At 72.5% G+C, this 25,227-nt stretch carries 28 protein-coding genes and 1 pseudogene; 15 read left to right on the top strand and 14 right to left on the bottom strand.

The annotated features are described in order from the left end of the window. Positions 1-3: 3 nt before the first annotated feature. The 5 genes from H958_RS48800 (at position 4) to H958_RS0125015 (ending at position 3,608) form a co-directional block, all read left to right on the top strand. Complete coding sequence (locus tag H958_RS48800) at positions 4-126, top strand: hypothetical protein (RefSeq protein ID WP_255325451.1); 123 nt, start codon at positions 4-6, stop codon at positions 124-126. Between the two features lie 8 nt (positions 127-134). Then, complete coding sequence (locus H958_RS40190) at positions 135-737, top strand: ABC transporter permease (RefSeq protein WP_051324786.1); 603 nt, start codon at positions 135-137, stop codon at positions 735-737. Between the two features lie 11 nt (positions 738-748). Then, positions 749-1,540, top strand: a complete 792-nt coding sequence (locus H958_RS0125005) for an alpha/beta fold hydrolase (RefSeq protein WP_028060650.1) — start codon at positions 749-751, stop codon at positions 1,538-1,540. Positions 1,541-1,557: 17 nt separating this feature from the next. Beyond that, positions 1,558-3,132 carry a SpoIIE family protein phosphatase gene (locus H958_RS44025; protein ID WP_028060651.1) on the top strand — a complete coding sequence of 525 codons (1,575 nt, stop codon included), beginning with the start codon at positions 1,558-1,560 and terminating at the stop codon, positions 3,130-3,132. Positions 3,133-3,413: 281 nt separating this feature from the next. After that, positions 3,414-3,608, top strand: coding sequence for a hypothetical protein (locus H958_RS0125015; RefSeq protein ID WP_028060652.1), 195 nt, complete (start codon positions 3,414-3,416; stop codon positions 3,606-3,608). A 36-nt stretch (positions 3,609-3,644) separates the two neighbouring features. Here the strand turns inward: H958_RS0125015 and H958_RS46770 are convergent, their stop codons facing one another. Then, positions 3,645-4,043 (bottom strand): hypothetical protein, encoded by a 399-nt coding sequence (locus tag H958_RS46770; protein ID WP_156028265.1) that lies wholly within the window; start codon positions 4,041-4,043, stop codon positions 3,645-3,647. Positions 4,044-4,194: 151 nt separating this feature from the next. On the opposite strand from H958_RS46770, the gene H958_RS0125025 reads away from it, so the two are divergent. The 3 genes from H958_RS0125025 to H958_RS40200 all read left to right on the top strand — a co-directional run bounded on the left by H958_RS0125025 (position 4,195) and on the right by H958_RS40200 (position 6,579). Further along, positions 4,195-4,797 carry a DUF1326 domain-containing protein gene (locus H958_RS0125025; RefSeq protein WP_028060653.1) on the top strand — a complete coding sequence of 201 codons (603 nt, stop codon included), beginning with the start codon at positions 4,195-4,197 and terminating at the stop codon, positions 4,795-4,797. Then, on the top strand, positions 4,794-5,606 hold the full coding sequence (locus H958_RS0125030) for a DUF2182 domain-containing protein (protein WP_028060654.1): 813 nt from the start codon (positions 4,794-4,796) through the stop codon (positions 5,604-5,606). Before H958_RS0125025 ends, H958_RS0125030 begins: the two co-directional genes overlap by 4 nt. Before the next feature lie 280 nt (positions 5,607-5,886). Then, on the top strand, positions 5,887-6,579 hold the full coding sequence (locus H958_RS40200; RefSeq protein WP_196807548.1) for a TIM barrel protein: 693 nt from the start codon (positions 5,887-5,889) through the stop codon (positions 6,577-6,579). 38 nt (positions 6,580-6,617) lie between these two features. Here the strand turns inward: H958_RS40200 and H958_RS49235 are convergent. Both H958_RS49235 and H958_RS47855 read right to left on the bottom strand, forming a co-directional pair. Then, positions 6,618-7,344, bottom strand: a pseudogene (locus tag H958_RS49235) (fibronectin type III-like domain-contianing protein); the annotation flags it as partial. A 108-nt stretch (positions 7,345-7,452) separates the two neighbouring features. Then, complete coding sequence (locus H958_RS47855) at positions 7,453-7,827, bottom strand: hypothetical protein (RefSeq protein ID WP_028060657.1); 375 nt, start codon at positions 7,825-7,827, stop codon at positions 7,453-7,455. A gap of 18 nt (positions 7,828-7,845) precedes the next feature. Here H958_RS47855 and arfA point away from each other — a divergent pair, with 18 nt between their 5' ends. Both arfA and H958_RS40210 read left to right on the top strand, forming a co-directional pair. After that, positions 7,846-9,381 carry an arabinosylfuranosidase ArfA gene (gene arfA / locus H958_RS40205; RefSeq protein ID WP_037411445.1) on the top strand — a complete coding sequence of 512 codons (1,536 nt, stop codon included), beginning with the start codon at positions 7,846-7,848 and terminating at the stop codon, positions 9,379-9,381. Positions 9,382-9,403: 22 nt separating this feature from the next. Continuing rightward, complete coding sequence (locus H958_RS40210) at positions 9,404-9,607, top strand: DUF1918 domain-containing protein (RefSeq protein ID WP_037411447.1); 204 nt, start codon at positions 9,404-9,406, stop codon at positions 9,605-9,607. Positions 9,608-10,073: 466 nt separating this feature from the next. Here H958_RS40210 and H958_RS0125065 read toward each other — a convergent pair whose 3' ends face one another. Genes H958_RS0125065 through H958_RS0125075 form a run of 3 tightly spaced genes read right to left on the bottom strand, consistent with a single transcriptional unit; the run spans position 10,074 to position 12,408 of the window. Next, the gene (locus H958_RS0125065; RefSeq protein WP_028060658.1) at positions 10,074-11,309 is read right to left on the bottom strand and encodes an RNA polymerase sigma factor; all 1,236 of its coding nucleotides are present in this window, start codon (positions 11,307-11,309) and stop codon (positions 10,074-10,076) included. After that, a complete protein-coding gene (locus H958_RS0125070; protein ID WP_028060659.1) occupies positions 11,306-11,668 on the bottom strand; it encodes a YciI family protein in 363 nt (120 codons plus the stop codon). The genes H958_RS0125065 and H958_RS0125070 overlap by 4 nt, the downstream gene beginning before the upstream one ends. Positions 11,669-11,682: 14 nt before the next feature. After that, positions 11,683-12,408, bottom strand: coding sequence for a dihydrofolate reductase family protein (locus tag H958_RS0125075; RefSeq protein ID WP_028060660.1), 726 nt, complete (start codon positions 12,406-12,408; stop codon positions 11,683-11,685). A 549-nt stretch (positions 12,409-12,957) separates the two neighbouring features. Here H958_RS0125075 and H958_RS46780 point away from each other — a divergent pair. Beyond that, entirely contained in the window at positions 12,958-13,155 is a 198-nt protein-coding gene (locus H958_RS46780; protein WP_156028266.1) for a hypothetical protein, read from the top strand. A gap of 60 nt (positions 13,156-13,215) precedes the next feature. On the opposite strand, the gene H958_RS0125090 is transcribed toward H958_RS46780, so the two are convergent. Then, positions 13,216-13,716 carry a fasciclin domain-containing protein gene (locus H958_RS0125090; RefSeq protein ID WP_028060661.1) on the bottom strand — a complete coding sequence of 167 codons (501 nt, stop codon included), beginning with the start codon at positions 13,714-13,716 and terminating at the stop codon, positions 13,216-13,218. 35 nt (positions 13,717-13,751) lie between these two features. Beyond that, positions 13,752-13,994: a DUF378 domain-containing protein gene (locus tag H958_RS0125095; RefSeq protein WP_028060662.1), complete on the bottom strand. Its 243-nt coding sequence runs from the start codon at positions 13,992-13,994 to the stop codon at positions 13,752-13,754. 96 nt (positions 13,995-14,090) lie between these two features. Here H958_RS0125095 and H958_RS40215 point away from each other — a divergent pair, with 96 nt between their 5' ends. Then, positions 14,091-14,978: a MerR family transcriptional regulator gene (locus H958_RS40215; protein WP_051324787.1), complete on the top strand. Its 888-nt coding sequence runs from the start codon at positions 14,091-14,093 to the stop codon at positions 14,976-14,978. 162 nt (positions 14,979-15,140) lie between these two features. Here H958_RS40215 and H958_RS0125110 read toward each other — a convergent pair whose 3' ends face one another. Then, positions 15,141-15,791, bottom strand: a complete 651-nt coding sequence (locus tag H958_RS0125110) for a response regulator transcription factor (RefSeq protein ID WP_028060663.1) — start codon at positions 15,789-15,791, stop codon at positions 15,141-15,143. 72 nt (positions 15,792-15,863) lie between these two features. On the opposite strand from H958_RS0125110, the gene H958_RS0125115 reads away from it, so the two are divergent. Together H958_RS0125115 and H958_RS40220 are read left to right on the top strand one after the other, a co-directional pair. Further along, the gene (locus tag H958_RS0125115; protein ID WP_028060664.1) at positions 15,864-16,244 is read left to right on the top strand and encodes a response regulator; all 381 of its coding nucleotides are present in this window, start codon (positions 15,864-15,866) and stop codon (positions 16,242-16,244) included. Positions 16,245-16,257: 13 nt separating this feature from the next. Beyond that, positions 16,258-17,778, top strand: a complete 1,521-nt coding sequence (locus H958_RS40220; protein WP_081686254.1) for a DUF4118 domain-containing protein — start codon at positions 16,258-16,260, stop codon at positions 17,776-17,778. A gap of 19 nt (positions 17,779-17,797) precedes the next feature. Here H958_RS40220 and H958_RS40225 read toward each other — a convergent pair whose 3' ends face one another. The 4 genes from H958_RS40225 to cysD form a co-directional block, all read right to left on the bottom strand. Beyond that, positions 17,798-18,700, bottom strand: coding sequence for an NAD(P)-dependent oxidoreductase (locus H958_RS40225; RefSeq protein WP_051324789.1), 903 nt, complete (start codon positions 18,698-18,700; stop codon positions 17,798-17,800). A 3-nt stretch (positions 18,701-18,703) separates the two neighbouring features. Next, the gene (locus H958_RS0125130) at positions 18,704-19,654 is read right to left on the bottom strand and encodes an aldo/keto reductase (protein ID WP_037411614.1); all 951 of its coding nucleotides are present in this window, start codon (positions 19,652-19,654) and stop codon (positions 18,704-18,706) included. Positions 19,655-19,833: 179 nt separating this feature from the next. After that, the gene (gene cysC, locus H958_RS0125135) at positions 19,834-21,711 is read right to left on the bottom strand and encodes an adenylyl-sulfate kinase (protein WP_028060666.1); all 1,878 of its coding nucleotides are present in this window, start codon (positions 21,709-21,711) and stop codon (positions 19,834-19,836) included. Next, a complete protein-coding gene (gene cysD, locus H958_RS0125140; protein ID WP_028060667.1) occupies positions 21,708-22,613 on the bottom strand; it encodes a sulfate adenylyltransferase subunit CysD in 906 nt (301 codons plus the stop codon). Before cysD ends, cysC begins: the two co-directional genes overlap by 4 nt. A 134-nt stretch (positions 22,614-22,747) precedes the next feature. On the opposite strand from cysD, the gene H958_RS40230 reads away from it, so the two are divergent. Further along, on the top strand, positions 22,748-23,959 hold the full coding sequence (locus tag H958_RS40230) for a glycosyltransferase family 4 protein (RefSeq protein ID WP_081686255.1): 1,212 nt from the start codon (positions 22,748-22,750) through the stop codon (positions 23,957-23,959). Here H958_RS40230 and H958_RS0125150 read toward each other — a convergent pair. Continuing rightward, on the bottom strand, positions 23,896-25,206 hold the full coding sequence (locus H958_RS0125150; RefSeq protein ID WP_028060668.1) for a PQQ-binding-like beta-propeller repeat protein: 1,311 nt from the start codon (positions 25,204-25,206) through the stop codon (positions 23,896-23,898). The two genes, H958_RS40230 and H958_RS0125150, sit on opposite strands and share 64 nt — an antisense overlap. Between the last annotated feature and the right edge of the window lie 21 nt (positions 25,207-25,227).

Below are 25,227 nucleotides of genomic sequence, written 5' to 3' on the forward strand. Positions count from 1 at the left end.
GAGGTGACCACCGCACTGCCGGACCTGCTGCGCCTGCTCGACCGCGAGGGCATCGGCCTGCGGTCGATGCACCTCTCCGAGCCGACGCTCGACGACGTGTTCCTGCGCTGTTCACGCCGCTGCTGAAGAGCCTGTTGCGCGGCGGCGACGTGCTCGACGTCTTCCTGCCGGGCATCCTCGGGCTGCTTGCCTTCTCGACCGGGGCCGGCGCGGGCTTCAGCACGATCTTCGAGCTTCGCGCCGGCGTGATCGAGCGATTTCGCGTCATCCCGGCGAGCCGCTTCGCGATCCTCGCCGGCCCGATCCTGTCCGGCATGACGATGATGTTCGCGTTCGACGCGATCGTCGTGGCGGTCGGCGCCGCGTTCGGATTCCACGTGCACTGGCTCGGCCTCGCCGTGCTCGCGGTGCTCCTCGCGCTGCTGATGACCACCGCGGCCGCGTTCTCGATCGCGACCGCGCTCCTCACGAAGGACATCAGCAGCTTCGCGGCGATCATCAACGGCCTCAACCTGCCGCTGCCGCTGCTGCTGCTCGCGGGCGTGCTGCTGCCGATCTCTCGCCGCCGGCACGTTCTGCGGTCCGCACGTCTGGCAGGCGTTCGCCGTGCTCACGCCGCTCTGCGCCGTGGTTCTGGCCTGGGCCACCGGCGTGTTCCGCGAAGCCGTCGCCTGACCCGGGCCGAGCAGGCCGCCGCCGCATACCGGAGCCCCCGGCGGATGTGGAGCGGGCCGTAGACTGGTGGCGCGTGGACGTGCTCGCACGCAACAACGTCAAGGTCTCGGGGCGGACGGACGGTCGCGCGATGATCTTCGCCCACGGGTTCGGGTGCGATCAGCACATGTGGCGGTTCGTCGCGCCGGCGTTCGAGGCCGATCACCGGGTGGTGCTGTTCGACCACGTCGGGGCGGGCGGCTCGGACCTGTCGGCATACGACGAGGCGCGGTACGGCTCGCTCGACGGCTATGCCGATGACGTGCTGGAGATCTGCCGCGCCCTGGAGGTCACCGACGCGATCTTCGTCGGGCACTCGGTCAGCGCGATGATCGGCGTGCTGGCCGCGATCCTCGATCCAGAGCGGATCGCACGGCTGGTGCTCGTCGGTCCGTCGCCGCGCTATATCGACGCCGACGGTTACACGGGCGGCTTCAGCCGCGAGGACATCGACGAGTTGCTGGAGTCGCTCGAGAGCAACTTCCTCGGTTGGTCGAGCGTGATGGCGCCGGTGATCATGGGGGCGCCGGACCGGCCGGAGCTCGGCGAGGAGCTGACGGCGAGCTTCTGCCGGACCGATCCGGACATCGCCGCGAGCTTTGCTCGCGTGACCTTCATGTCGGACAACCGCGCCGATCTGGCCCACGTGCGCGTCCCCACGCTGGTCCTGCAGTGCAGCGAGGACGCGATCGCACCGCAGGCGGTCGGGGAGTACGTGCAGCGCGAGATCGCCGGTTCGGAGCTCGTCCAATTGGCCGCGACAGGGCACTGTCCGAACTTGAGCGCTCCGGAGGAGACGGTGGACGCGATCCGGGCGTTCGTCTGACGCCTTGGGCGGGCGCCATGAAACGAGCCTCCTGGGAACCCAGCGGCCTCGACGAGAGCGCCGAGGAGCTCTACGAGAACGCGCCGTGCGGTTATCTGTCCGCCGCGCCGGACGGAAGGATCGTGCGCGTCAACGCGACATTCCTGCGCTGGACCGGCTATCGCCGCGAGGATCTGGTCGGGGTCAAGCGCTTCCAGGACCTCCTGACCGCCGGCGGCCGGATCTACCACGAGACGCACTACTCGCCGCTGCTGCGCATGCAGGGAGCCGTCCGCGAGATCGCCCTCGACATCGTGCGTGCGGACGCGAGCCGCTTGCCGGTGCTGATCAACTCGGTGCTGGTGCGTGATGAGGCCGGCGCGCCGCGAGTGGTGCGGACGACCGTGTTCGACGCCACCGAGCGCAAGCTGTACGAGCGCGAGCTGCTCGCCGCCCGCGATCGTGAGCGAGTCGCGCGCGAGCGGATCGAGCGGCTGCAGCGCATCACCGAAGCGCTCACCGCCGCGCCTGACAGCGCCGCGGTCGCGACCGCCGTGATCCGTGAGCTCGTCGCCGCGTTCGGGGCCGACCGCGTCGCCGTCGCCATGGCCGACCCCGAGAGCCAGGCACTCCAGGTGGTGGCGAGCCACGGCGAGGTCGAACCGGGGGACATCGCCGGCTCGGATGCGGCGCCTGAGTTCGACGAGGGCGAGGAGGGCCGCCGTGGCGCGACGGTGCGCGTACGGCTGGGCACCGACCCGGTCGGCAGCTGGCTCTGGCTCGGGTTCCCCGCGACTCGGCGCTTCGAGCCGGAGGACCGGGCCTTCCTGATCGCAACGGCCCGGCAGACCGCGCTGGCGCTGGAGCGATCGCGGCTTCACGACGAGGCGCGCGATGTCGCGCACGGGCTGCAGCGGAGCCTCCTGGCGGCCGCCGCCCCGGAGGACCCGCGCTTCGAGGTCGCGGCGCTCTATAGCCCTGCGCTCGAGCACCTGCAGGTCGGCGGCGACTGGCACGACGCGTTCACGCTCCCGCAGGACCGGGTCGCCGTCGTCGTCGGCGACGTCGTCGGCCGCGGCCTTGCCGCGGCCAGCGCGATGGGACAGCTGCGCAGCGCCGTCCGGGCGATCGCCGGCGTCGGCCTCGGACCCGCCGAGATCCTCCACCACCTCGACACCTTCGTCGATCAGCTGGAGGCGGCACGCTACGCGACGCTCGCCTACGCGGACGTCGACCCGCGGACCGGCTGCGTGAGGTTCGCGTCCGCCGGCCATCTGCCGCCGGTGGTGCTCGACGCCGACGGCGTCCCGGAGCTGTTCATGGAAGGACGCTCGACCCCGCTCGGCATCCCCGTGCCCGGCGTCACGCGGATCCAGGGAGACTTCACGCTCGCGCCCGGCGGGGGCTTCCTGCTGTACACCGACGGCCTCGTCGAACGACGCACCGAACCGATCGACGCGGGCCTGGAACGGCTGCTCGCGGCGATCCGCACCGTCCCGGATGCCGCGCCGCACGCGCTCGTCCTGGCCCTTCCCGGTGCGCTGCTCGAGCACGGCACCAGCGACGACGACGTGTGCGCCCTCGCCTTCCGCCTCCGCGCCCATACAGCCTGACCGGAGCCCTCCGGTGTGAGGCTGGACGGGGCTCCGCGATCGCGCACGGCTGAGCTCGCCCGACCCGTCGACGTGCTGCGACGGCGCCGGGTCACCGTGGTGGCGCACGTCGCCCGGGCGGGCGAGCTGCGCGGCGGATCAGGGGGCAGGGAAGACTGTCCCGCAGGGCAGGCAGGGGTGAGCGCGGCGGGCGAAAGAATCCCCGCGCAGAGGGCGTTCACAGCAGACGTCAACGATCCGCGGGTGGCGTCGCCGGCCGCTCGACCAATGGGAGACGCATCATGTTCCTCAGGAGACGCTTCGCCGGGCTCGCGGCCGTCGCTGCCGCGCTGGCCCTCGCTGTCCCGGTGGCCTCGGCTGGTGCCTCGACCGGTGCCCCCGTGGAGCCGTGGCCCGGGTCGCCGCACTGCCCGGAGTCCTACACCGGCCCGCTCAATCTCGCCACCGGCTGCCCGTGGTGGATGATGGTGCCCTGAGGCGGGCGGTGTCGGCGTTAGAACGGTCGGGTCGGACTATCGCTGCGCCTTGGGCGGAAACAATTGCCCGGCGGGACAGCAGCCGGCGTGCATCCGCGGCGGCATCATCGACGGCATCCCCCCGAAACGCATCGTCGGGCGGCCCTGCCGTCCGGCATGAAGGAGCGCTGCTGAAATGCTGTCTCGACGTAAGCCCCTGGCTGTTGTCACGGCCGTCATCGCCGCGGTTGCGGTCGCCGTCCCGGCGGCGAGCGCCAACGCCGCGCCCACGAGCTCTGCGGTGGACCCGACGGTCTGCCAGCTCTTGAACACGACGATGGGACCGTTCGGGCCCACGCGGGGCATCGGCGGCGCGTCGCTCGCGAGCGTCCTGACGAACGCGGGAAGCTCGGTCGGCTGCGCGGCTCCGGCTGCCCAGCCGTCGTTGGGTCCCAAGATCCCGATGCTCTGAACTCGAGGCGCGGTGCGCTGCGCTGTGCCGCTGCGCACCGCGACTCCTCGAGCGCGACCGCCTCTGCCTCGGCGCGGTTGACGCGCTCAGAGGCGCGCTGGAGAATCGATCCGGTCGACCGAGAGGCGGTGCCGGATGGCCTGGAAGATGAAGGGCAGCTACGCGGAGACCTGCTCCTGCGAGCTGATGTGCCCGTGCAACCTGTCGTTCGACCACGGCGCGACCTACGACTTCTGCCGTGCGACCCTCGCGTTCCACGTGCACGAGGGAGAGATCGACGGCACCGACGTTGCCGGGCTGGATGCCGTGGTGATCATCGACACCCCGAAGGTGATGACCGAGGGGAACTGGCGGCTCGGGATGTTCATCGACGAGCGGGCGAGCGACGAGCAGGCGGACAAGCTCGCCAAGGTCTTCGGCGGGCAGCTCGGGGGTCCCATGGCGGGCCTCGCTCCACTGGTCGGTGAGGTGCTCGGCGTCGAGCGGGCGCGGATCGAGCGCACCGACGACGGCCTGCGCCATGGCGTGCGCGTGGGGGACGCGATCGACTTCGAGATCGAGGACATCGTGCCCTTCGGCGTCGAGACCGGCGAGCCGGTCCGGTTCGCCGGCATGTTCCACCCGGTTGGATCCGATCTCACGATGGCCGAGGCGAGGCGCTCGCGGATCAATGCCTTCGGGATCGAGTACGAGGGCAAGACGGGCCTTTCCACGTCCGAGTTCTCCTGGGCCGCATGATCGCCCCGGCGACCGATAGGCCCGCCGGCGCGACGGCGGCGCTCGCGGCCGTTCGTGCGCGCCTCGGTCTCGTCGCCCTCCTCTTCGCCGTCGCAGCGCTCGGGTGGTGGTCGACTGCAGACCGCATGCACGGCATGGACGACGGGCCGTGGACCGCGCTCGGAACGCTCGGCCGGTTCCTCGGCGTGTGGGTCGTGATGATGGCCGCGATGATGTTCCCGTCGCTCGCTCCGACGGTCGCGCTGTACTCGCGCATGACAAGGGATCGGGTTGCGCCGCTCCTGTTCACCGCCGGTTATGTCGTGACGTGGGGAGCCGCGGGCGTGGCCGCGTTCGCCATCGCGCGGGCCGGTGGGGGCATCGCGGGTGACGTGCTGTCCTGGGACCGCGCGGGGCGCTGGGTCGCCGGCGCCACGCTCCTCGCCGCGGCGGCCTACGAGCTCACGCCGCTCAAGGACGTCTGCCTCGGGAAGTGCCGGAGCCCTCTGGGATTCCTGCTCGGCGCCTGGCGCGAGGGCCGGGCCGGCTCACTGCGGATGGGCGTCCGGCACGGCGCGTGGTGCGTCGGCTGCTGCTGGGCGCTGATGGCCTCGCTGTTCGCGCTGGGCGTCATGAGCATCGTCTGGATGGCGTTCGTGGCCGCGCTCATCGCGGCCGAGAAGACGCTGCCGTGGCGTCGGGTCGCGACGTACGGCACGGCCGGGATCCTCCTCGCGCTCGGCATCCTGCTGCTCGCCGCGCCCGGCGTGGTCCCGGCCCTCACGATCCCCGGAGCTGACGCGATGCCCCAGATGGAGCGGATGGGCTGACGAGGGGCGCGCGTGCCGTGCTCTCGCGTACGACCGCGTCGAAGTCCTGCCTGACGGTGGTGAGCGGCGGTGTGAGATACCGCGCCGCGTCTGCAGCGGCTGTCCGTCGATAGCCCCAGCGCGCGCGTGTCGGTGCCGGCCGCACGCTCGTGCCACGCCGAATACGCTGCGCGGGTGATCCGGACCGGCCTGTGCTCGGTCACGCTGCGTGCCCTGGGCGTCGACGATGTCGTCGGCGTCGCGGCGACCGCCGGCCTTCAGGCCATCGAGTGGGGCGCCGATGTCCACGTCCCGCCGGGCGACGCGGCCGCCGCCGCGGCGGCGCGCGACGCTACCGCCGCCGGCGGCCCTGCAGGTCGCCTCGTACGGCTCCTACTACCGCGCGGGACGCGATGACCCGGAGAGCTTCACGGCGGTGATGGCCGTCGCGCGCGAGCTGGGCGCGCCGCGCATCCGCATCTGGGCAGGCGACGTCGCCTCGGCCGAAGCCACCCCGGCCGATCGCGCCCGCGTCGCGCTCGCCGCCCGCGACGCCGCCGATCGCGCCGCTGCCGACGGCATCGAGGTCGCATTCGAGTTCCACGGCGGCACGCTGACCGACGGCGCGCAGCCGGCGCTCGGGCTGCTCGAGGCCGTCGAGCGCGCGGGTCCTGGAGGCGCTCGCGTGCGCAGCTACTGGCAGCCTCCGCAGGATCTGCCCGACGATCAGGCGCTGGCGGGGCTCCGGCGGCTGCGCGGCCATGTCGCGGCGGTTCACGTGTTCTCGTGGTGGCCTGGGAGCACACGGCTGCGGCTCGCCGGGCGCGCGGAGCTGTGGCGCGCGGCATTCGACGCGCTCACGGCCGCCGAAGCGCCGGTGGACGCGCTGCTCGAGTTCGTTCCGGACGACGATCCGGCGCTCGTCGCCGAAGAGGCGCGCACGCTGACCGAGCTGCTCAACCCGGGAGACGAGGGGCAAGGGATGGACGCATGACCGTGCGCTTTCCGGACGACTTCGCATGGCCGCGCAGGTCACGCGGGCGAACGGACTGCCGGAGTCGTGAGCACGCGGTCGTGCCCGACGACCCGGGTGCCGCCGGTGAGCCGGAACGACAGCCGACCGCGGATGTCCTCGCACGACGCGCCGATCAGCACGTCGATCCGACCCGGCTCGACGATGCGGCGCAGGTCGACGCCGGTGAACGCCGTCCTGTCGGCGTGCAGGCGGAACGTCACGCGCGCCCGCTCTCCCGGCGCGTGCTCGACGCGGCTGAAGCCCGCGAGCTGGAGGACCGGACGCGTGACCTGGGCCACCGGATCGCCGATGTAGAGCTGGACGACCTCCGCGCCGGCGCGGTCACCCGCGTTGCGCACGACGCACGACACCTCCACCTCCGCGTCGGTGCTGATCTCGTCGGCGCCGAGCTCGAAGCCGCTGTACTCGAACGAGCGGGGTCTGCGTCTCGAGCAGCGCCTCGAGCAGCTCGTCCTGGATCCCCGGCAGCGAGAGGTCCTCGGCGTCACAGCCCTCGCCCGAGGTGCCGCGGCCGAACAGCCCCGGCCGATCTCCGACCACGGCGATGCAGAGCTCTGCACTGCGGGCCGCGCCGGCCGCGGCGGACAGCCTCGAGCGGTCGGGCTCCTGGATCGGACAGCCGGGCTCGTGGACGACCGTGACGCCGGGCAGCTCCGCACGCAGCGCCGCCAGCAGCGTCGGTACCTCGATCCCGAGCCCGAGCCCGGGGTGGCGCGCCATCACGCCCGGCCCGGTCGACGAGGTGCTCGGGAATCGTGCCGTCGCGGACGAGGCCGGCCAGTGGCTCGGCGTAGCAGCCCACGTGGGGCAGCTCGACGTCGATTCCCGCCTTCAGGGGCCCGCGCGCCCGCCTCGCCCGGCGAGGCCGCGACGCGGTGCATGAGGCGCAGGAAGGCGATCGCCCAGTAGTCCGAGACTCCACGGCGCCGCAAGGTCCCGCTGCAGGTCGGCGAGTCGCCGCGCGCCCTCGACGGGGTCGACGGGCCGCGTCCCGAGCGGGCGGGTGATGTGCCCGATGCCGTCGGCGCTGGCCTCCTCGAACGGCGCGGGCTCCGCGAACGCCTCCTGCAACGGCTCGGCCCCGACCCAGACGCTCCCCAGTTGCGCGAGCTTCTCCTCGAGGGTCATCTCGCCGAGCAACAGCTCCGCGCGCTCGGCGACCGGCGTCGACGCGTCCGTCCACGCCGGCGGCTCGGTACCGCGCATCCGTGCAACGCTACTCCGATGGTCCGGATGGTGCTCGACCCGGCCTTCACGGTGGCCGACGTCGACGAGCGGCTGTTCGGATCGTTCGTGGAGCACATGGGCCGGGCGGTCTACGGCGGCATCTATGAGCCGGGCCACCCGTCCGCGGACGCGGACGGATTCCGGACCGACGTGCTCGACCTCGTGCGCGAGCTCGGCGTCACCGTCGTGCGCTATCCCGGCGGCAACTTCGTCTCCGCATACGACTGGGAGGACGGCGTCGGGCCGCGCGAGCGGCGCCCGCGGCGCCTGGACCTCGCCTGGCATTCGATCGAGCCCAACGAGGTCGGCACCGACGAGTTCATGCTCTGGATCGAGCGGTCTGGCGCGCAGCCGATGCTGGCGGTCAACCTCGGGACGCGAGGGGTCGACGCCGCGCGCAACCTCGTGGAGTACTGCAACGCGCCGGCCGGCACCCGCTATGCCGACTGGCGCGTCGAGAACGGGCACCCCGAGCCGTACGGGGTGCGGCTGTGGTGCCTCGGCAACGAGCTGGACGGACCGTGGCAGGTCGGCCGCAAGACGGCGGTCGAGTACGGACGGCTCGCGCTCGAGGCGGGCAAGGCGATGCGCTTGGTGGACCCGTCGATCGAGCTGGCGGTCGTCGGCAGCTCCAACTCCTCCATGCCGACGTTCGGGGCGTGGGAGGACACGGTCCTCGACCTCGCCTGGGACGTGGCCGACTACGTCTCGCTGCACAGCTACTACGACCCGCTCGACCACCCGCACGTCGATGCCTACCTCGCGTGCTCGCTCGACCTCGAGCGGATGATCGGCACGGTCGTCGCCACGGCGGACGCAGTGGCCGGGCGCAAGCGCAGCCGCAGGCGCATCGGGATCAGCGTGGACGAGTGGAACGTCTGGCACAGGACCGCCAACCCGCATCGCCCGGGCGCGAACGAGCCATTCCGGCGCGCGCCCGCGCTCGCCGAGGACGAGCACACGATCGCCGATGCCCTGGTGGTCGGCTGCCTGCTGATCACGCTGCTGCGGCACGCCGATCGCGTGAAGATCGGCTGCCTCGCGCAGCTGGTCAACGTGATCCCGCCGATCCGGACCCTCGACGGCGGACCGGCCTGGCGCCAGACGACCTTCCATCCCTTCGCCCACGCGTCGCGCTTCGCGCGCGGGACGGTCTTGCGCGTCGAGCCGGAAGGCCCGACGTACGAGGTCCCCGGCGAAGGCGCCGTGCCGTCGATCGAGGCCACCGCCGTGCTCGGCCCCGACGGCGCGCTGACGCTCTTCGCCGTCAACCGCGCGGATGCCACGCTGTCCGTCGAGGCGATCCTGCGCGAGCTCGACGACGTCGAGGTCGCCGAGCACGTCGTGCTGGCCGACCCGGACATCGGCGCCGCCAACACAGCAGAGCACCCCGATCGCGTCGTGCCGCGACGCGCCGCGGGAGCGACCGTCCGCGACGGGACGCTGCGCGCCGAGTTGCCGCCCCGCTCCTGGAACGTGCTGCGACTCCGCGCACCTGATCGTCCATCCGATCTCGCTACGCTCGTGGCGTAGCAAGTGAAGGGAGGATGATCAATTGACCTTCCAGGTCGGAGATCGGGTAGTCGCGGAGTCGGAGTCGACTGAGCGCCGAGCGCGCGCGGGCACCGTCCGCGAGGTGCTGCGCGAGGATCCCGTGCCGCGGTACCGCATCGACTGGGATGACGGCCACTCGACCGTGTACACACCGGCGGCGGGGGCACTGCACGCGGCTCGCCCCGACGCGGAGCCCGCGCGCTGACCGGCTGAACCATGTCCGCCCGGCACACCGCGTGCCGGGCGCGACATCGGGAGCCGAACGCGCTCGATCACGCGCAGAGCGGGCGGGAAGAGTTCACGCTGACGTCGAAGCAAGAGCAGGAACGCCCGAGCCCGCCACGGCATCGCCGGCGCCGGGACGGCCGTGCGCGGTCCTCATGATCGGTGTGCGTCCTGAGACCGGCCGATCGCTGAGCCCGTGCTCCCCGCGCTCGTGGCGCGGGACCTCATGAGCCGGAGAGCGGGTGAGCTTGCCTGCGCGGCTCGCGAAGGCCGAATGATCGGTTTTTCGGCGATGCCATTGGGGGTGCCCTACGAAACTTCGAATAGTTCGAAGGTCCGTGAGGCACCCCCGGAATCCGTGCGCGCCGATGGGCGGTCGTGCGCGATCGCGCCCCCGGCGATGATCGCTCGTGACCTGGGGGGCGGACGTGCCACCCCACGGTCAGTCACCCCAGCCATGCGGCGCGAGTCAGGAGGTGGCGCCTCTCGGGTTCGCTGGTGGTGCGTCGGGCCGCCTCTTGGTAGCCGGCGCGCGCCGCGTCGTGGTCGCCGGCCATCTCCAGCAGGTGGGCCCGCACGGACACGAGGTGGTGGGAGGCGGAGATGCGCTCGCCGGCCGACAGGGCGTCGAGTAGGGCGAGCCCGGCCGCGGGTCCTTGTACCTTGGCCACCGCCACCGCCCGGTTGAGCGTCACCGTCGGGTTGGGTGCCACGCGCTCCAGAACCGTGTAGAGGGCGAGAATCTGCGGCCAGTCGGTGACTTCGGCGGTGGGTGCCTCGTCGTGGACGGCGGCGATGGCGGCCTGGAGCTGGTACGGGCCGATCGGGCCCCTCGACAGGGTGTCGGTCACGAGGGCCACGCCCTCGGCGATGGCTTTGGTGTTCCAGAGCGTCCGGTCCTGCTCGCTCAGCGGCACCAGCGACCCGTCCGGGGCCGTGCGGGCCTGGCGGCGGGCGTCGGTCAGCAGCAGAAGGCCCAGGAGCCCGGCCACCTCGCCGTCGCCGGGGACCAGCCGATGGAGCTCGCGGGCCAGCCGGATGGCCTCGGCCGTCAGCTCTGCCCGCACCAGCTGCGCTCCCGACGTGGCCGTGTAGCCCTCGTTGAAGACGAGGTAGACCACGTGGAGCACGACGCCGAGCCGCTCCGCCTGCTCAGCCGGCGGCGGCAGGTCGAAGCTGGCTCCGGTCGCCTTGATGCGTTGCTTCGCCCGGCTGATGCGCTGCGCCATGGTCGCCTCGGGCACGAGGAAGGCCCGGGCGATCTCGGCGGTCGACAGGCCGCCGACGGCCCGCAGGGTCAGCGCGACCTGCGACGCGGGCGTCAGCGCCCGGTGGCAGCACAGGAACAGCAGCGTGAGGGTGTCGTCGCCGGTGGGGCCACGGGCTTCGACGTCGGGGTACACCTCGCCACCGGCGGGCGGGGGCGGAGTGCGGATGGCATCGGCCTCCTCCCGCCGGCGGCGGGCGGCGTCGCTGCGCAGCTGGTCGGCGAGGCGACGCGACGCCACCGTCACCAACCACCCTCGGGGATCCTCCGGCCACCCCTGCACCGGCCACTGGACCGTGGCTGCCACCAGCGCCTCCTGGACGGCGTCCTCGCAGGCGTCGAAGTGGCCGTAGCGGCGCACCAGCGCACCGAGCACCTCCGGGACCAGCCGCCGGACGGCCCGCCAGTAGGTCACGGCTCGACGTCGGCCTCGTGCATGAGTGGCCGGACCTCGACGCCCCAGTAGCGCGCCGACGGGTTGCGAGCCGCGATCTCCAGTGCCCGTTCCAGGCTGTCGCAGTCGAGGATCGTGAAGCTGCCCAGGTACTCCTTGGCCTCGGCGAAGGGGCCGTCGGTCACCACCGGCGTCCCGCCGGAGACCCGGACCATCTTGGCGTTCACCTGGTCGGCCACGCCATAGGCGCCGACCAGCTCACCCGACTCGAACAGCTCCTGGTTGAGGGCATCGGTCGCGCGGAGGATCTCGGCGAAGGCCTCCGCACCCACCGAGCTGAAGGCTTCCTCGTTGCCGTAGATCAGCAGCATGTACTTCACAGCTAGCCCCTCTCTCACTGCTCCGGCTTGGCGGGTCCGACCAGGTCGCCGCCGGCGCCGCGATCGTCCAGCACCAGCTTCGACCGCCCGGTGACGGTGTAGCGAATGTGGGTGACCTCGGGCGCCTCGACGACCCGGGTCGGGACCAGCTCGATGCCGTCGTCGGCGCCGAGGCCGAGGCTGGGGTCGAACAGGCGCTGGCCGTCGCCCAGCAGCACCGGGGCGATGTGCACCTCAAGCTGGTCGAGCAGCCCGGCGGCCAGCACCTGGCGCAGGAGCTCCCCGCCGCCGGCCACCGCCACGTCCTTGCTACCGGCGGCGTCCCGGGCCAGCTCGATGGCCCGCTCGAGTCCTTCGGTGACAAAGGTGAAGGAGGTGCCACCCTGTCGTTCGAGCACGTCCCGGGAACGGTGGGTGACGACGAACACCGGGGCGTGGAACGGCGGCTCCTCGCCCCAGGGGACCTCGCCGGCGTCGAACATGCGCCGGCCCATGACATAGGCACCGGCCGCCGCGAACGTCTCCCCGACGATCTGAGAGTTGATCGACTGCTCGCCGCCGGCGAAGCCCAGCCGCTCGCGCCAGGCCATGGCGTCGACGACCCAGCGGGTGACCCGGAAGAAACCGGGCGCTTCGGGGCCCCGCATCCAGCCACTCATGTCCTTGGGGGCCCGCGTGTCCCGCGGTCCGGTGTAGAAGCCGTCGAGGGACACCGACATCTGGGCGGTCACCTTGGTCATCGTTCGTGCTCCTCTCGTGTTGGCGGCCGCCTTGGCCGCCGGTGCCCATGAGTCGGAGCCGACCGCCCGTTCTCGACACGCGCCGACGAGGAATCCTAGGAGAAGTCCCGCCTCGGATGGGGGAGAGGTCCCCTACAGGCCGAAGGCGGCCCAGCCGGCGGGGAGGGCACGGCCCGGGCCGGCCGCCGGCTGGCCCGGCCTGACCGAGGCAGTCCTTCCCCGGAGGGACGACGTACTTCAACTCGGCGCTGTCCAGACGCGCCGGCGAGTCGCCATCCATCGCGCCTCGCGTCAGTGGTAGTCGCCGGGACGCCGCTGCCGCCGGATCACGAGGATCGCGAGCCGTGGCTCGCGGCGGCCGAGGCGGCGGAGTTGCGACAGGAGGCTCACGAGTGCATTCACCATGGCTTGCATCGTGCGGCGACGCGTATGTAGAGCGCGTACAGGAATCGCCGCCCGGCGTAAAGATTCCATCGCTTCACGAGATCTTGATGGCGCGAGCCGCGACCTGTACGGGTTCTTTGCGGCCGAGGCCCGATCCTCGACGGCATGGAAGCGACTCCCTTCCCCGGAGCTCAAGGCCCGCCTCCGCCGGGCGGCCCCGAGCTGCCGATGTGGCACCGGCCGAGCGAGCACTCCGTGCGCGACGCGATGCACCGCCTCGAGGATCGCCGCACGCACCACTTCACCGTGCCGATCGTCACGCCGCAGTCCGCGCCACCGCCGCAGGCGTCGGGCGACTGGTGATCGGAGCGCTCTACGAGCGCCCGGCGCGGCGGGCCGCGCCGGGCGCATGCAGAAGCTGTGTCAGCGCGGGACCAGCACCTGGTTGATGACGTGGATGACGCCGTTCGACGCGGCGACGTCCGGCGTGGTGACCCGGGCGCCGCCGACGTAGACCTTGCCGCTGCGGACGCGGACGGGGAGACGCTGGCCGTTGAGGGTCTTGATCGAGTGACGCTTGACGACCTTGCTCGCCGTCAGCCTGCCCTTGGCGACGTGGTAGAGCAGGATCGAGCGGAGCTTGGCCTTGTCGGCTGCCAGCGCGTTGAGCGTCGACGAGGGGACCTTGGCGAACGCCGCGTCGGTCGGCGCGAACACCGTGTACGGGCCCTTGCCCTTCAGGGTCCCGGCGAGATCGGCCTGCTGCAGCAGCGACGCGAGCGTCTTGAAGTTGCCGGCCGCGGCCGCGGTCTCGACGATGTCGTTGCGGGGGGCCGTCCGGGCGGGGCTTGCGGACGCCGGGCCGGCAACGAGGGCGGCGCCGGACGTGGCGGCGATGGCGAGGATGGTGCCGATGCGGTGCATGTGAGTCTCCGTTTTGGGGCGGTGGATTGCCGTGGTCAGCGGGCGGCCGTCGCGGCGCGGCGGCTGCCGGCGGGCCGGCGCCGGGCGAGCAGCGCGGCGGCGCCGTAGACGGCGGCGAGTCCGACGAGTCCGTAGACGATCCGGCTCGCGGCGTTGGTGGTCCCGAACTGTTCGCCGAAGATCCAGGCGACGAGGTCGAACTCGGCGATCGCGACGAGGCCCCAGTTGAGCCCGCCGACGATGACGAGGATTGCGGCCAGCATGTTCAGCGACTTCATCTGTCCACCTTTTGTCGAGGTACTGTACATGCTTCGTACGGTAGGACCGGTCGCACGACCTGTCAAGCTCCTGTTCAACATCTGTACAGTCCTTGTATGCAAAACGACGGCGTCCTGCGCATCGGGGAGCTCAGCAAGCGCTCGGGTGTGAGGCCGGAGCTGCTTCGCGCGTGGGAGCGCCGGTACGGGCTATTGCGCCCGACGCGCTCGGCGGGCGGCTTGCGCTTGTACTCCGCCGCGGACGTCGAGCGCGTCCGCGTCATGCAGGAGCATCTCGCCGACGGGCTGGCGGCCGCAGAGGCGGCGGCGCTCGTCTCGCGCGGCGAGCTCCGCGACGAGGCGCCGGCGCCGGCGGCCGCACTCTCCCCGGTGGCGCTGCGCGAAGCGCTCGCCGACGCCCTGGATCGCTTCGACGAGCCGCGGGCGCAGGAGATCCTCGACCGGCTGCTCGCCGCGGCGACCGTCGACACGCTGCTCGCCGACGTGATCCTGCCGTACCTGTGCACGCTCGGCGAACGCTGGGAGCGCGGCGAAGCCTCCGTCGCGCAGGAGCACTTCGCGTCCGGCGTGCTCCGCGGCCGGCTGCTCGGCCTGGCGCGCGGCTGGGGCCTCGGCGTCGGCCCGGTGGCGGTGCTCGCCTGCCTGCCGGGCGAGCACCACGACCTCGGCCTGATCGCCTTCGGGCTGGCGCTGCGGGCGCGCGGCTGGCGCATCGTCTACCTCGGTCCCGACGCGCCGATCGAGACGGTCGACGAGGCGGCCCGTCAGCTGCAACCGAGCTTCGTGGTCCTGCACTCGGTCGACGGCGACCGCGTGCGGGAGGCCGCCGAGCCGCTGCGGACCCTCGCGACGCGCCAGCGGGTCGCGGTCGGCGGCGCCGCCGCGCGGGACGACGGCCTGCTCTGCGGCGTCGTCCTCCGGCTCACGGGTGACGTGATCGCCGAGGCGAGACGCATCACGACGCTCGTCGGGGCGGAGGCCTGACCTCGCCGGAAGAGCGGGACCGTCAGTCGCCGCTGCCGCGCCCGGTCGCCAGGTCGCGCATGCGGTCGAGCAGCGATGCCGCCGGACCCGCCGCCATCCGCGGCACCGGCGCACGCCACGTGTCCGCACCGAGACGCCTGCGCGCCTGTCGAGTCGCGAGCTTCAGCGGGTCTCGAGGAACCGGATCACGGCGAGGACACGGCGGTGATCGTCGCTCGTCTCCGGGAGCCGCAACTTCGTGAAGATGCTGCGCACGTGCTTCTCCACGGTGCCCTCGGTGACCCACAGACGGCGTGCGATCCCGCCGTTCGTACGGCCCTCGGCCATCAGCCCGAGCACCTCGCGCTCACGCGGCGAGAGGTGCTCGAGCGGGTCCTGCGCGCGGCGCACCGCGACCAGCTCCTGGACCAGGGCGGCATCCACGACGGCTCCTCCATTGAGGATCCGCTCCAGCGCGTCGATGAACTCGTCGACGTCGGAGATGCGGTCCTTCAGCAGGTAGCCGCTGCGCGCGCCTTGGGCCAGCACGTCGGTGGCCTGCTCGACCTCGACGTGCGCGGAGAGCACGACGATCGCGGTGCCGGGGAGCTCCTCGCGGATCGTCCGTGCGGCCTCGAGTCCCTCGGTCGTGTGGGTGGGCGGCATGCGGATGTCGACGATGACGAGGTCGGGCCGGTGGCGGCGAACGAGCGCCAGCAGCGCGGCCCCGTTGCCGGCGCTGTCCACGACCTCGAAGCCGGAGTCGTCGAGCAGCCGCGCCAGCCCTTCACGCAGCAGCACCTCGTCGTCGGCGAGGATCACCCGCGGAGCCATGCGGCGATTATCGACGCTTCTGGGTACCTGCAATGCGCCGACGGACGCGCGGTCGTAGGGTGGTCTGATCCCATGGCGCTGCGGTGCCTCATCGTCGACGACAGCCCCACGTTCCTCCAAGAGGCCCGTGAACTGCTGGAGGAGGACGGCATCAGCGTCGTCGGCATAGCGCGCAGCGGCGAGGAGGCGATCCGGCGCGCGCGTGAGCTGCGCCCGGACGTGGCGCTCGTGGACATCGACGTGGGCGGCGAGAGCGGCTTCGCGGTCGTCCGGCGGCTCGCCGGCCAGGGTGGCCCGGTGCGGAACGTCATTCTCATCTCGTCGCACGCCGAGGAGGAGTTCGCGGAGCTGATCGAGGTCAGTCCGGCGCTCGGCTTCTTGGCGAAGGCCGAGCTCGGAGCCGAGGCGATCGAGGGATTGCTGGCCGCCGGCCGGCAGCGCGAGCTCGACTAACTAACCTCGGAGCGTGAGCGGGGAGACTCGCGTGTCGGGCTTGCCCAGGGCCAGGAACCTCGCCGGCGCGTTCCTGGCCGCCGCGCTTCTGTTCGTCGCGTGCGCGGCGGCGACCCCGGTCCGGCACCATCCGGTCCCGATCGTGCTCTGGGCGCTGATCTTCCTCGGCATCGTGGCCGCCGGGGTGATGCGCCTGGGCCCCTTGTATGGCGTTCCGCTCGCGATCGCCGCCGGCGTGGCCTTCGACTCGTTCTACATCCCGCCGACCCGGGAGTTCGACTCGCGCGATTGGGAGAACTTCCTCGTGGTCCTGCTCTACCTCGCCTTGGCCGTCATGGTCGGGGCGCTGGCTGACGCAAGCCGCCGGCGCGCCAAAGCATCCGAGGAGCAGCGCGGCCTGCTCGCCGACGAGCAGGCGGCGCTGAGGCGCCTCGCGACGCTTGTCGCGCGCGGGGTCGAGCCGAGCGAGGTCTTCCTCGCCGCCGCCGTCGAGATGCGCGACCTGCTGGGCGTCGACAGCACGCGGATCGCGCGCTTCGAGCTTGACGCCACGGCCACGATCGTCGCCGAATCCGGGCCTTACGGCCATTCGGGCGCGCGCTGGGAGCTCGAGCCGTCGATGGCGATAACCGAGGTGTTCCGCGCGGGGCACGCCGCTCGCGCCGACGACTACAGCGGGGCACCGCCAAGGGTGCGCGAGCGCTTCGAGCGCCTCGGCGTGCGCGCCTCGGTGGCCAGCCCGGTCGTCGTCGCAGGCCGGCTGTGGGGCGCGACCGTCGTCTCGTCCGCGAGTACGCCGCTCCCACCCGGCACCGAGCAGCGGATGGTCTATTTCACCGACCTGCTGGCGATCGCGATCGCCAATGCCGACGGCCGCGCGCAGCTCACCGCATCTCGCGCGCGCATCGTGGCCACCGCCGACGACACCCGCCGCAAGATCGAGCGCGACCTCCATGACGGCGTCCAACAGCGCCTCGTCTCACTGGCTCTGGCCCTCCGCAGGGCGGCGAGGCGGGTCCCACCCGAGCTGTCCGACCTCGAGGCCTCGCTGTCGCAGACGGTGGAGGACATCAATGAGGTCACCGGGCAGCTGCGCGAGATCTCGCGCGGCATCCACCCGGCGATCCTGTCGCAGGGCGGCCTCGCCCCGGCGCTCAGGACCCTGGCCCGCCGCTCCCCGCTCCCGGTCACGGTGACGGCCGGAACCGAGGCACGCCTGCCCGAGCACGTCGAGGTCGCGGCCTACTACGTCGTCGCCGAGGCGCTGTCGAACGTCGCCAAGCACGCGCGCGCGTCGGGAGCCGAGGTCGAGGTGCAGGCGGTCGACGGCACGCTGCGGCTGCGGGTGCGCGATGACGGGGTGGGGGGCGCCGATCCGAGTCGCGGCTCGGGGCTGACGGGACTGTGGGATCGTGTCGAGGCGCTCGGCGGCTCGATCGCGGTGGAGAGCCCGCGGGGAGCCGGGACGGCGGTGGAGGTGACGCTTCCGATCCGGGACGCGCAGGCGTACGGGCGGCCGGAGATCGCCGGGTGAGACCGTCGGTCGCCGCCGATCAGGCGTCCACGGGCAGCGCACCGTGGCAAGGCGGCTCCGCGAGGCGCGCGAGCACTCCGTAGATGGCTGCGATGTCGCGGCGTTGGTAGCCGAGCGTGGTGGCGCCCGCGAGCACGTCGTCGGCGACGCCGGCCGAGGGGAGAGGCACGTCGAGCTCGTGTGCCGTCGCCAGCGCAAGACGAATGTCCCTGTGCATCTGGGCGATGTCGAACCATGCCGCGTCGGGCGTGTCGAGCACGAGCGGGACGCGCGCCTTGAGCATCGGCGAGCCGATCGCGCTCTCGGCCATCACCTCGGCCGCAAGCTGGAGGTCGATCCCCTCGCGGTCGGCCAGCAGCAGGCCCTCGGAGAAGGCGAGCATCTGCACCGCCAGGCTGATGTTGATCGCGAGCTTGAGCACGAGCGCCTGCCCGTGCTCCCCGATGCGCCGTGGCGTCCCGAGCACGCGCAATACCGGCTCGACGCGCCTGCAGGCCTCCTCGTCACCGCCGATCATGATCGTCGGCGTTCCCGCCTGCACCTGGGGAACGGTTCCGGAGACCGGGGCGTCGAGCATCTCGGCCCCGCGCTCGCGGGCGCGAGCGGCGAGCTCGCGGCTGCCGTCCGGGCTGACCGTGCTCATATCCAGCCAGACCTTGCCGGCGCGCAGGCCGGCCAGGATGCCGTCAGGGCCCGACGCGACCGACTCGAGGACGCAATCGTCGGGAAGCGACGTCACGATGACGTCGACCGCCTCGGCGATCGCACGCGGCGTGTCCAGCGGGCGCAAGCCGTGCTCGACGAGCCATTGCGCACGCGCGCGGCTGCGGGTCGTGCCGTAGACCGTGTAGCCGGCGGCCAGCCAGCGCGCCGCCATGTCGCCGCCCATGTGCTCCAGGCCGATGACACCGATGCTCTCCATGGCTCAGCCCTCGCTCCCGATCGTCGCAACGTCCTCGGCGTCGAGCTCGAGCCTCGCCGCGGCCACGATCGGATCGACCTGCGACGCGCGCCGGAAGCTGACGGTCGCGCCGTCCACCGCAGGATTGCGCAGCGTCCACGCGACCGCGACCGCGCCGGGAGTGGTGTGGTGACGCGCGGCGACGGCCTCCAGCCGTTCGACGAGCGCGAGGTGGCGCGAGAGCTGCGGCTCCTGGAAGCGCTCCTCGTGCTTGCGCCAGTCGTCGTCGGGCAGCTGCGCGATCCGCTCGCGCGGCATCTGCCCCGTCAGCAGGCCCGATTCCATCGGCGAGTACACGATCACCCCGATGTCGTTGCGCCGGGCATACGGCAGGAGCTCGTCCTCGACGGCGCGCTCGACCAGCGAGTACGGCGGCTGCAGCGTCTCGACCGGCACGATCGCCTCGATCCGCCGCAGTTGCGCCACGTTGAAGTTCGACACACCGATATGGCGCACGAGCCCCTCTTCCTTCAGCTCGGCCAGCGCGTCCCAGCCCTCCTCGATGTCCGGTGCCGGGATCGGCCAGTGGATCTGGTAGAGGTCGATCGCGTCGATGCCGAGCCGCTCGAGGCTCGCATGCGCCTCGCGCAGGATCGATTCCCGCGTGAGGCAGTGGATGACCTGGCCCCCCGGGCCGGCGAGGAGCGAGCACTTCGTGAACACGTACGGGCGCTCGTCGAGCCCTTCCAGCGCGCGACCCACGATCCGCTCCGAATGCCCGAACCCATACCCGGCCGCGGTGTCGATCCAGTTGACGCCCAGCTCGAGCGCACGTCCGATCGCCTCCAGCGACTCCCCGTCGTCCTGCGGCCCCCAGCCGAGCTCCCAGCCGCCGCCTCCCATCGCCCACGCTCCCAGGCCTACGCGAGTGATCTCGAGGCCGGTGGTGCCGAGCTGCGTCGTTTCAAGCTGCATGCGCTCCATGTCAAAGCTTCTCCTGCTCGCTTTGCCCTTCAGGTTCGGCTCATCCCGCATCGCTTGCATCGTTGGCAGCGGCCATCCGCGGTACCGGATAGCCCCCACCAGAGTCGGTATCTGCAAATCCGCGCCGCCGGCGTGAGATGGACGCGGGCCACGGGTGAGACGTCGCTCCCTCAGTCGGGACGAGCGAGCTCGGTCTCGTCGAGCGCGTCGAGCACGGCTTGCACGAGTGCGTCGACCGGGCCGGGCGCGAGCGCGAGGTCCGGCTCCGGCGGCGGCTCGTACGGGTCGTCGACGCCGGTCAGCCCGACCAGGTCGCCACGCCTGGCCCGGGCATAGAGGCCCTTCGGGTCGCGCCGCTCGCACTCGCCGATCGGCGTGTCGACGAACACCTCGATGAACGGGAGCCCCGCCTGCTCGTGCACCGCGCGGGCGGCGGCGCGATCGGCCGCATACGGGCTCACGAGCGCCGCGACCGCGACGACGCCCGACTGCGCGAGCAGCGCCGCGGCGTGCGCGGTCCGGCGGACGTTCTCCGCGCGGCCCGCCGGATCGAAGCCGAGATCGGCGTTGAGCCCGTGGCGCAGGTTGTCGCCGTCCAGCCGCAGCGCCGGGCGCCCGCGCTGCACCAACGCCCGCTCGACGGCGCCCGCGAGCGTGGACTTGCCGGAGGCCGGGAGGCCGGTCATCCAGATCGTCGCGCCGCGATGGCCCAGCGCCTGGGCACGTTCTCCGGGCGTGAGCGACTCGGGCTGCCACGTGACCTCGGCGGGGGGCGGCTCCAGCGCGGCCCCGGCGAGCATCATGCCGGCGGCGACGGTGTCGTTGGTCGCCTCGTCGATCAGGATGAAGGCGCCGGTCGCGCGGTTGCGGGCGTAGCTGTCGAAGACCAGCGGGCGATCGGCGCGGATCAGCACGCGCCCGATGTCGTTGAGCGCCAGCCCGGCCGCCGACGCGTCGCGGTGCAGCGTGTCGACGTCGACGCGGTGCAGCACCTGGCGCAGCAGCGCGCGCGCCGTGCGCGTGCCGTGCTTGATCACGTACCGGCTCCCCTCGGTGGCGGGCCGCTCGCTCATCCAGCACAGCGTCGCGTCGAGATCGCGGCTCACCGTCGCACGGTTGTGCGGCCGGCAGAGCACGTCGCCGCGCGAGACGTCCAGGTCGTCCTCGAGGCGCACCGTCACCGACATCGGCGGGAACGCTTCGGCGACCGGACCGTCGAACGTGTCGATCGACGCCACGCGGGTCCGCGTGCCCGCGGGGAGCACGAGGATCTCGTCGCCGGGCCGCCAGACGCCGCCGGCGATCTGGCCGGCGTAGCCGCGATAGTCGTCGGTCCCCGGGCGGATGACCCACTGCACCGGCAGCCGCGGATCGCGGAGGTTGCGGTCAGAGGCGATGTGCACGTGCTCGAGGTGGTGCAGCAGCGGTGGGCCGCGGTACCAGTCCATGGCGTCCGAGCGCTCCACGACGTTGTCGCCGCGCGTCGCGGCGATCGGGACGAACGTGAGGTCCGCGAGCTCGAGGCGCGCGGCGAAGGACGCGAGATCGGCGGCGATCGCGTCGAAGCGCGCCTCGTCGAACCCGACGAGATCCATCTTGTTCACCGCGACGACCACGTGACGGACGCGCAGCAGCGCGGCGATGAAGAGATGCCGCCGCGACTGCTGGACCGCACCGCGCCGCGCGTCGACGAGCACGATCGCCAAGTCGGCGGTCGACGCGCCGGTGACCATGTTGCGCGTGTAGGCGACGTGCCCCGGGGCGTCGGCGATGATGAACCTCCGCCGCGACGTCGCGAAGGAGCGGTATGCGACGTCGATCGTGATGCCCTCCTCGCGCTCGGCGCGCAGCCCGTCGGTGACCAGCGCGAGGTCGAGCCCGCCGTCGCCTCCGTGCCGGCGCCGGCTCGCGAGCGCGAGCGCGTCGAGCTGGTCCTCCATCAGCGCGCGCGAGTCGTGTAGGAGCCGCCCGATCAGCGTCGACTTGCCGTCGTCGACGGATCCGACGGTCACGAGCCGCAGCAGGTCCGCGTCCGTCGCCCGCGTCAGAAGTAGCCCTCCCGCTTGCGGTCCTCCATGGCGGCTTCGGTCACGCGGTCGTCGGCGCGCGTCTCGCCGCGCTCGGTGACGCGGCTGCCCGCGATCTCCGCGATCACGCCGGCGACCGACGCGGCGCTCGAGCGGACGGCGCCCGTGCACGTCATGTCGCCCACCGTGCGGTAGCGCACCGAGGCCTCGAACGGGACTTCGTCCCGCAGCAGCGGGGCATACGGGCTGACGGCGTAGAGCATGCCGTCGCGCTCGAATACCCGGCGCTCGTGCGCGAAGTAGATCCGCGGCAGCTCGAGCCGCTCTTGGGCGATGTAGCGCCAGACGTCGAGCTCGGTCCAGTTGGAGAGCGGGAACACGCGGACGTGCTCGCCCCGGCGGATGCGGCCGTTGTAGAGGTTCCAGACCTCCGGCCGCTGCCGCTTGGGGTCCCATGCCCCGGTGTCGTCGCGGAAGGAGAAGATCCGCTCCTTGGCCCGCGAGCGCTCCTCGTCGCGCCGCGCGCCACCGAACGCCGCGTCGAAGCCGTGCTCGGCGACGGCGCGCAGCAGGGTCGGGATCTGCAGGCGGTTGCGCGACGCGAACGGCCCCGTCTCATCGGCCACGATGCCGGCGTCGATCGCGTCCTGCACACGCGCGACGATCAGGCGCTCGCCGAGCTCGGCCACCCGGCGGTCGCGCAGCGCGAGCACCTCGGGGAAGTTGTGGCCGGTGTCCACGTGCAGCAGCGGGAAGGGGAAGCGCCTGGGGCGGAACGCCTTCTCGGCGAGCCGGAGCAGCACCAGCGAGTCCTTGCCGCCGGAGAACAACAGGACGGGGCGCTCGAACTCGGCCGCGACCTCCCGCATGACGTGGAGCGCCTCCGACTCGAGCATTCCGAGGTGTCCAAGCTCGTAGTTCAGACGCGTGGGAGTATCCAGGCACGCCGGTCGCAAGGCGCCGCGTGTCCGTTAACCGACGCCTTCAGCCGCGGCATGATGTCTTAGGTCGGACCAATCCCGGTGCCGCCGCGCGGGCCTGCAGGTAGAAGGCCGAGATGTCCGCCGGCGCCGAGCTGTCCGCGCCCGCGCGCCGGCTCGAGGCGCCCGCAGCGCCGCGCGAGCGGCCGTTGCGCGTCCAGGTGGTCGACCCGTCGGCGTACGCCCCGGCCTACGACCACGGCCTCTGTGCGGCTCTGGCGCGCGCCGGCGCCCAGGTCGACCTGCACACGAGCAGCTTCGCCTACGGCCCGGTGCCGGACAACGACGGGTACGCCGCGCATCGCTCCTTCTATCGCTTCACGCCGCGCCTGCGGCAGCCGCTGGTGCGGCGTCTGGTCAAGCTCGCGCAGCACGGGCCGGACATGCTCGCCTGGCGCCGGCGCGCCGCCCGCGCCGACGTGCTCCATCTGCAGTGGCTCACCGTCGAGCCGCTGGACGTCGCCCTGCTGCCGCGCGACGTGCCCGTCGTCTTCACCGCGCACGAGATCGTGCCGCGCACGGGCGGGCGAGCCGCGATCGCGGCGCGCCGCCGGCTCTACGAGCGCGTGGACGCGGTCGTCGTCCACACCGAGCAGGGGCGCGCGCGGCTCCTCGACGAGTTCGGCGTCGATCCGGCCAAGGTCGAGCTCGTGCCGCACGGCGCGTTCGACTACCTCGCCGGCCAGCGCGACGAGCGCCCGCTGCCGGAGGAGCTCGCCGCCGTCAGCGGCCCCGTGGTCCTCTCGATCGGCGTGTGGCGCCCCTACCACGGGCTCGAGCAGCTGCTCGAGGCATGGCGCGGCATCGAGGGCGCCGAGCTGTGGATCGCCGGGCTGCCGCGGATGCCGCTGGAGCCGCTGCGGCGCGCCGCGCCGCCCGGCGTGCGGTTCATCCCCCGCTTCGTGACCGACCCGGAGCTGCCGGCGTTCTTCCGCCGTGCCGACGTGGTCGTCTTCCCGTACCGCTCGATCGAGGCCTCCGGGGCGCTCTTCAGCGCGCTGCCGTTCGGCTGCGCCGTGCTCGCCACGGCGGTCGGCGGGTTCGTCGACGTGGCGCGCGACGGCGCCGTCGCGACGGTGCCCGACGGCGACCCCGCGGCGATGCGCGCCGAGCTCGCTCGCCTCCTCGCCGACGCCGGTGCCCGCGAGCGGCTGGCCGCCGGGGCGCTCGCGGCGTGCGCCGGGCCGTACGCGTGGGACCGGATCGCAGAGCGGACGCTCGCGGTCTACCGGCGCGTGGGGGAGGCCTTCGGCCGCAGCGCGTACAGCGAGGACGAGCCGGTGAGGTAGATCCGCTCGCCGTCGGAGACGACGGGGTTGAAGGCGCCGTGGTTGAACTTGAAGACGCGCCGGCCTGTGCGAGCGCCGAGCCCGGTGGTCGTCTTCAGGCGGTTGTTCGAGAAGTAGACGATGTCGCCGACGATCGTCGTGCCGCCCGAGATCGTGCCGCCGTCGTGGTAGGTCCACAGCGTCCTGCCGGACTTCGCGTCGAGGGCGTAGAAGCGGCCGTCGTAGGAGCCGAGGTAGACCGCGGGACGCCCTCCGGGGACGTCCGCGACCGCCGGCGACGAATAGACGTAGCCGCCCGTGCCGCGCCGCCACGCGAGCTTGCCGTGATCGGCGCCGAACGAGTACACGTAGTGGTCGGTGTTGCCGATGTACACGCGGCCGAACGCGACCGCGGGAGTCGAATAGAACTGCCCCGAGGAGAGGCCGAACGCCGCGCCGCTGGTCCCGGTGCGCCACACGAGCGAGCCGTCGGCGCGCCGGATCGCGTACATCTTCCCGGCGTAGTCCCCGAAGTAGAGCTTGCCGTCGGAGAGCGCGAGCCCGCCCTTCACCGATCCGTCGGCCTTGAACGTCCATCGCACGCCGCCGTCGCCCGCGCGCAGCGCGTAGACCGTGCCGTCCTCGGAGCCGAAGTAGATGCGTCCGCTGTCGAGCAGCGGCGGTGACTCGGTGCGACTCGGCAGCGATCGCGACCACAGGATCTTCCCGTCGCTCGCGCGCATCGCGAGCACGCGGCCGGGCCGGCCGGGCGCGCGCGAGAGCACGGTGACGTACAGGCGGCCGCCCCCGTAGGCGGGCGTGGACGCCGCGAGCACGCCGACGCGGCGCTTCCAGTGCACGGCGCCGTGGCGCTTGCCGATCGCCCACACGATGCCGTCGTTGTCGAGCAGGTAGAGCGTGCGCCCGCCGATCGCCGGCGGGAACTCGAGCAGGCTGCGCGCGTGCACCGACCACAGCCGCGCGTACGGCGGGCGCAGACTCGGCCCGGCGAGATAGCGCGTGCGGCCCTCGGTGTATCCGTAGACGGGCCAGACGAAGTCGTCGGCAGGGTCGCCGGCGCGCTTGTGCGGCGCGGGGCTCGGCGAAGGCGTCGGCGTCGGCGTCTGCGTCTGTGCGTGGAACTCCACGCCGGGGTTCGAGATGTCGCCCGGCCGCGTGAGCAGGAACGCCGCCGCGCCGGCGGCGAGCAGCACGGCCAGCAGGGCGCACGCTCCGGCGACCAGCTGCCAGCGCCGGAACCGCGACATCGGCCGAGCAGGATACCCGCC

Source organism: Candidatus Solirubrobacter pratensis (assembly GCF_000425945.1).
Taxonomy (GTDB): domain Bacteria; phylum Actinomycetota; class Thermoleophilia; order Solirubrobacterales; family Solirubrobacteraceae; genus Solirubrobacter; species Solirubrobacter pratensis.